Source organism: Armatimonas sp. (genome assembly GCF_043760365.1).
Taxonomy (GTDB): domain Bacteria; phylum Armatimonadota; class Armatimonadia; order Armatimonadales; family Armatimonadaceae; genus Armatimonas.
Genome location: NZ_JAYUPA010000175.1, coordinates 1 through 6,045 on the forward strand (window position 1 = coordinate 1; position 6,045 = coordinate 6,045).

Here is a 6,045-nt window from a genome sequence, read left to right on the forward strand (position 1 = left end):
GGTGCGAAGTTCTTGGCGGGGTCTTGCGCCGTGACGCGGCACTCGATGGAGTGCCCCTTCCATTCGATATCCTCTTGCTTGAGGCTCAGCGGCTCCCCTGCGGCGATGCGAATCTGCCACTGGATCAAGTCAACGCCCGTCACGAACTCGGTGACCGGGTGCTCCACTTGAATGCGGGTGTTCATCTCCATGAAGTAGAACTCGCCGCTTGGGGTATAGATAAACTCTACAGTGCCCGCGTTGGCATAGCCCGCCGCTGCGCCCGCTTTCACTGCCGCCGCTCCGATTGTCATGCGCTGCTCGGGTGTGAGCGTGGGGGAGGGCGCTTCCTCGACCACTTTCTGGTGGCGCACGGTCTGGACGGAGCACTCGCGCTCGCCCAGATGAATCCCATGGCCGTGCTCATCAAAGAGCACCTGTACTTCGATATGGCGCATCTCCCGGATGTACTTCTCCAGATAGAGACCGCCGTTGCCAAACGCCGCCTCCGCCTCGACCTGCGCCACTTTAAACTGGCGCTGCATCTCGTCTTCGTTCTCGACGATGCGAATCCCACGCCCCCCGCCCCCCGCCGTGGCCTTCATCATCACCGGGTAGCCAAGCTGCGCCGCGAGCTTGAGGGCATCGGTGTCGCTCTCGACAATACCCTTAGAGCCCGGAACGGTGGGGACACCCGCGGCTTGCGCGGTGGCACGCGCCGTGGCCTTGTCACCCATTTTCTCGATTGCGGAGATAGGGGGGCCGATAAACTTGATACCGCACTGCTCGCAGATCTCCGCAAAGCTGGCCACCTCCGAGAGAAAACCATAGCCAGGGTGGATGGCCTGCGCTCCGGTATTCAATGCGGCTGCGATAATATGCGGGATATTAAGATAGGAGTCCTTAGAAGGACCTGGTCCGACACAGACGGTCTCGTCGGCGAGGCGTACCGGGAGAGAGTCCCGATCCGCATCGGAGTGAATCTGGACGGTCTTAATGCCTAGTTCTTGACAGGCACGAATGATCCGAACCGCGATCTCGCCGCGGTTGGCAATGAGAATTTTAGTGAACATTACTGTCTTTACTGTCTATTGCCCGGTGTTAGGGAGATTAAGTGCTCTGCCGATATTGCCAGGAAGGGCAGTCGGGCTGGTGACTTCACCGGTTTGGGAGTTGTACTGGAGGGGCTGCTTACTCACCGCATCAATTAGCATCTCGTCGGTGACCCCGTAGCGCTTGAGCTCGTTGAGGCTGGTGGGGAGCCGCTCCTCGTTGTCCATCTTGTACATCGTGATGGCTTGCTGGATCTGACTGACGTAGCTGATCGTACCGACTTGCTGCGCTCTTTGCTTATGGGTAAGCACACGCTTTCCCGCCGCATCCTTGCCACCCCCGATAAGACGCGGGACGAGCACTGTAGCCAAGAGAGCAATAATGACCAGCACCACAAGGATCTCGATCATCGAAAATATTCGTCGCATCTATTTTTCCTCCGGCATGATCTCAAAGAGAGGTTGTCCGTACTCGACGGGCTGTCCCTCCTCAACGAGCAAAGAGACGAGCTTACCTGCAACGGGCGCTTTACAGGCACTGAGCAGGCGCATCGTGTCAATTTGTGCGAGGACTTGCCCTGCCTTTACCCGCTCGCCCACCGTAACGGGAGCGAGCTGGACAACACCGACATGCTCCGCCGTGACAACGAGGGAGGAGAAGGGAACAGGGGGGATCGTTGCTCGAGGGGCCATTTCGGTTGCAACGAGGGCCACAGGAAGGGGGGGGGCGCTTCGACGGAGGCGCAGAGAGACTCCGTCACTGCGCACCTCGATCTCCGTGAGGCGCGGGACGGCACTAAAGAGCGCCGCAAAACCTTCGATCTGTTCGTGGTTCATTTAGATTTTCTTGACAAAGACGCACCACTCCACTATTTGGAGTACTTTGGAGACGATCATGAGAGAGAATGCGCCTACCAGACCCCACTCTACAGTAGACGGTGGTCGGGTGAGTGTTACGGTACTCTCACTTGAGGAACTGAAGCTAACCTTGGCGACGGTCTGCTCAATGAGGGTGAAACTCCCCTGGATTCCCTGCTTCATGAGAGGGGAAATCAGAGCACAGAGAACCACCGTGGCCACGATCGCGAGCGGCATCACAATTTTATATTTTTCCGACTGGTGATCGTTGTAGATCACGCAGTTACGACACCGCTCCGCCTTTTGGGAATCATTGAGGATCACCTTGGGCGGGGCCGTCGAACCCGGAGCAGAGGGGTTTGCGTAGTTATATTGCGATGACGGAGCCATCTCCAACTGCATGCCTCCCTGAGTTTTGTTGGCGGCGGCACTGACAATCTCCTGCTCACAGTAGCACCCCCGGCGCTGCCGCCAGCAGGCATCGCGCCGCTGATAAATAGGGCAGTGCGGGCGTACCCAGTCGCGGCAGTAGCTCCCTTCCCAACATTTACCTAATAGCGACGTGCGCAATGGTTTTTGTTCGCGTTGTGCACTGGCACCGAGCTTGACCTGTGAGAGATCGGCATCGGATCCACGACGCTGGATCGCACGGCCGAACTTGGAGAAAATATCGCGCACCACCAGGATCCCGCCAATGATGGCAGGAGCAATGGAGGCAAGGGGAAAGACCCCAAGGGCGTTTGCGACTCCCTTCGAGGCAATCTCACCGCCTAGCATCGGGAAGGCAAAGGGAATCCCCAGACCGAGAACCCCCGCGCTGATCAGAATGACGTAGCCGACTACTTCCTCAAACCAAAAAATAACCGCAGCGCAGAGTGAGCCAATGCCCAGCCCGATCATCATCGCCTTGCCCGCTAGTGCGATAATGCCTAGCATGCCCTGCTGCTTTGCAGCATCCCAGCCTGAAAAGCCACTCAGCCCGGCGAATATTCCGTACAGTAAGTAGGCGAAGCCTAGGCCCGCGACCACGAAGCTAATCGTCATCGTTAGGTTTGCGAGGGCAAAGACGACAGGCGGGACATAGACTCCACCTTCCTCGGATTCTTCTCTACTCATGAGGCTTTTCCTTTAAAGTGTCTCCTGCGGACATCTAGCACTTAACGCGCTCCAGATAGCTGTCGGTACGCGTATCAATCTTGAGCTTGTCCCCAACGTTGATAAAGAAGGGAACGGCAACGACCACACCACCCTCGACAGTTGCGGGCTTGGTTCCACCAGAGGCTGTGTCGCCACGCACGCCGGGGTCTGTCTCAATGACAGCAAGCTCCATAAAATCCGGAACGGTAACCTGGATAATCTGCTCCTTGTGCGTCACTGCCTGGATCTCCATGTTCTCTTTCATGTACTTGGCCTGAGAGCCAATCAGAGCTGCAGGGACGCCGGTTTGCTCAAAGGTATCCATGTCCATCAAAAAGTAGTCACCGTCTTGCTCGTAGAGATACTGCATTGGCTTTCTCTCCAGATAAGCCGCTTCCATCTTCTCCCCCGCGCGCCAGGTTTTGTCTAAAGTACGTCCCGTGCGTAGGTTCTTGAGGGTTGAGCGGACGAAGGCTCCTCCCTTACCCGGCTTGACATGCTGGAAATCCACGATGGTGTAGATATCGTTGTCATAGATGAGAGAGAGGCCGTTGCGGAATTCACTGGTATCCAATCGAAAACACTCCTTTGAAACTGTGGCTATTATAGCACGAAAAAGGCCCCCGGCATGTGCCGGGGGCCACTGTCAGGAGAGGGCTTACTTAGAAGCGAACAGAGAACTGTCCCGCGACGACGCCACCCTTTTGGACGTTTTCGGTTGCAGCCGCGGAGCCGTTGAAGGCAACGTTGCTGCGTCCGTTGTAGTCCGCGATCTGGTAGAGAAGACGGAACGTGCTCGCCGGGTTGAAGTCGAACCGGTAGCCGATGTTGGTGAACATCTCACGCGGTTTCGCAGCAGTTCCCGTACGAGTGTAATCGGTTGACTCGGTGGAAACTTCCAGCGAGGAGGGGCCGGTTACTTGCAGCTTCAGGCCTAAGCCCAGGTTTTCGATCTTGTCCGTAGTGGCCAGACCACCGAGGCCCGCCTTGCCCGTGCCCGTGTAGTTTTGAGCAGAGCCCATCAGCTCGATACGGTTGGACAGGTTGTAGGAAACCTTTCCATAGCCACCCTTGATATCGGTTGGGTTCTGGAAGGAACCCACCCGAGCCCAAGCGCCCGGAGCGCCGAAGAACGGTCCGACATTACGGTAACCACCGGTCAGCATGAAGTTACCCTTGCCCACTTGAGCATTGATATCCATCGCTTCATTATTCTTGGTCGTTACGTTTTTGGAGCCGATTCGGGTGTCCGACTTGGCATACTTACCAACAAGGTTCAGACCCAGGAGGCGGGTAGAGACATCGGCCGCGAGAACGTTCACGGTATCGAAATTTGCTGCACCCGCTACGGCCTGAGATCCACCACCAAAGGTAAGGTAGGTTGCGTTGACGTTGAACTTAGTCAGCAAATTGATGTTCACGTTAGCGCTACCACCGGCGAACTGGTTGACGCTCATCGCGCCCACACGGCCTGCTTGGCCGAACACACCAATGGTGTTGGCACGGTTCAAGCCGCCCACGTAGCCACCACGGAATGCACCTGCCATCACACCAGGGGCGAGGTTTGCTGAAGCCGGGCCATAGCTGACCGGGTTCACCTTACCTGCCTGGGCAGTGACATTGATGCCATGGAGGCGGAAGTTTGAACGAAGGCCATCCGTGGGTATAGTTCCCATATCGGTCTTCTGGTTGGTGAAGTACGAGTCCTGATCAGGAGTCTTGAAGGTGTAGTCCCCGAACATGGTGGGGATACGACCAACCGTCACACCGGTGCTGCCAACGATGGGCAGGCTGGTGCTGGTGCTCATGTGAGCGGACCAGAGGGTCGTTGCCTGGTCCTGATTGACCCTAGCTGCACCACGATCAGAGCGGACACCCATACCGCCACCGAGGTAGGGCAGATAGTTACCCACCGTCAGATTGGCTTCGAAAGTCACATTCTCATTGGGCGTGGCCTTGAGGTTAAGGTCGAGGTCGTGCAGGGCACGGGTGTCGGCCAGAACGCGGCCGCTCGTACCAGGACCGCGGGTTACTGTGAAGCCGTCCTTGTCGCGGAACCCGGTGACGGGAATACCCGCTGCCGCATTGCCATTTCGGAAGTTGCCACGCACGTAGGTATTGAAGCCGCCACCAATCTTAAGGCGCTTCTTCCACTCTGCCTCAAGGTTCGAAACGCGATCTTCTAGGTTCTTAAGACGCTTCTTAACTGCGTCCACATCCACACCGAGGGTAGTAAGTTCTGTCTGGAACTCCGCAACCATCTTACGGATCAGATCCAGATCCGCTTTCTTCACCATACCGGCGATATCGCTCTTGGTAGCGAGCGTGGAGTGATCAAAGGTATCTCTACCGGTATTGCCGCCAACGCCATGTGAGTGGTCTTTGTCCGCCTTTGTAGCGAGATCTGCCTTAGTGGCGAAACCGCTCATGTCGGGCAGGACGAGGGGCTGGCGGACGTAGCGGCTGTCGAGGATGTCCAGCAGACGAGCCAGCATCACGGCCATCTCGTAGCGGGTCAGCGTACGCTTGCCCTTGTAGAGACCGTCCGGATCGCCAAGGATAATCTTGAGCTGAGCGAGTTTGTCAATTGCCTGGTAGGCCCAGTGGTCGTTCGGGACGTCCTTGAACGGACCGTCCTGTGCCATAACCGGAGCGACGGTAAGTGCCAGTGCTGCGGTTGCGAGAAGCGCTTTCTTCATGTTTAAAATTCCCTCCGAGAGTATCGGTCAACTTTAAGATGCACTAGGGGCTTTCTCGAAGCTGGGGTAGTTTCCACGTTGCCTTCCCATCTTCTTCGTTGTCCTAAGTGATCTGTGCTGCCGTTTCAACCCTCTAAGACCCCTTATTAGTGTCAGAGTTTCATCTTTTTTTGGAAATGTTTTCCGGGCGGTAGTGTACCTAATATCCTCATATCCTCATAAAAATTCGCGTTTAGACTAAATCGTGCCTCACATCGCTCTCTGATAGGTGGCTCGTAGAGGGAGAACTAAGATGTCGGGAGAGATTGGGGAATTATGTG

At 56.4% G+C, this 6,045-nt stretch carries 6 protein-coding genes; all 6 read right to left on the reverse strand.

Features of this window, described 5'->3' with window-relative positions:
* The coding region (locus tag ACH2EH_RS04420; RefSeq protein ID WP_395139327.1) for an acetyl/propionyl/methylcrotonyl-CoA carboxylase subunit alpha at nucleotides 1–1,052 on the reverse strand (1,052 nt) is incomplete at its 3' end.
* Between the two features lie 15 nt (nucleotides 1,053–1,067).
* Complete coding sequence (locus tag ACH2EH_RS04425) at nucleotides 1,068–1,460, reverse strand: competence type IV pilus major pilin ComGC (protein ID WP_395139329.1); 393 nt, start codon at nucleotides 1,458–1,460, stop codon at nucleotides 1,068–1,070.
* A complete protein-coding gene (locus tag ACH2EH_RS04430; protein WP_395139331.1) occupies nucleotides 1,461–1,868 on the reverse strand; it encodes an acetyl-CoA carboxylase biotin carboxyl carrier protein in 408 nt (135 codons plus the stop codon).
* Nucleotides 1,869–3,005 carry a hypothetical protein gene (locus tag ACH2EH_RS04435; RefSeq protein WP_395139333.1) on the reverse strand — a complete coding sequence of 379 codons (1,137 nt, stop codon included), beginning with the start codon at nucleotides 3,003–3,005 and terminating at the stop codon, nucleotides 1,869–1,871.
* A gap of 34 nt (nucleotides 3,006–3,039) precedes the next feature.
* Nucleotides 3,040–3,600, reverse strand: a complete 561-nt coding sequence (efp, locus tag ACH2EH_RS04440; RefSeq protein WP_395139335.1) for an elongation factor P — start codon at nucleotides 3,598–3,600, stop codon at nucleotides 3,040–3,042.
* An 88-nt stretch (nucleotides 3,601–3,688) separates the two neighbouring features.
* Nucleotides 3,689–5,725: an S-layer homology domain-containing protein gene (locus ACH2EH_RS04445; protein WP_395139337.1), complete on the reverse strand. Its 2,037-nt coding sequence runs from the start codon at nucleotides 5,723–5,725 to the stop codon at nucleotides 3,689–3,691.
* Between the last annotated feature and the right edge of the window lie 320 nt (nucleotides 5,726–6,045).

Bases quoted from the DNA above. Each gene is read 5' to 3' on its own strand.
- ACH2EH_RS04430 (WP_395139331.1), bottom strand. From the start codon at position 1,868: ATGAACCACGAACAGATCGAAGGTTTTGCGGCGCTCTTTAGTGCCGTC.
- ACH2EH_RS04435 (WP_395139333.1), bottom strand. From the start codon at position 3,005: ATGAGTAGAGAAGAATCCGAGGAAGGTGGAGTCTATGTCCCGCCTGTC.
- ACH2EH_RS04445 (WP_395139337.1), bottom strand. From the start codon at position 5,725: ATGAAGAAAGCGCTTCTCGCAACCGCAGCACTGGCACTTACCGTCGCT.
- ACH2EH_RS04425 (WP_395139329.1), bottom strand. From the start codon at position 1,460: ATGCGACGAATATTTTCGATGATCGAGATCCTTGTGGTGCTGGTCATT.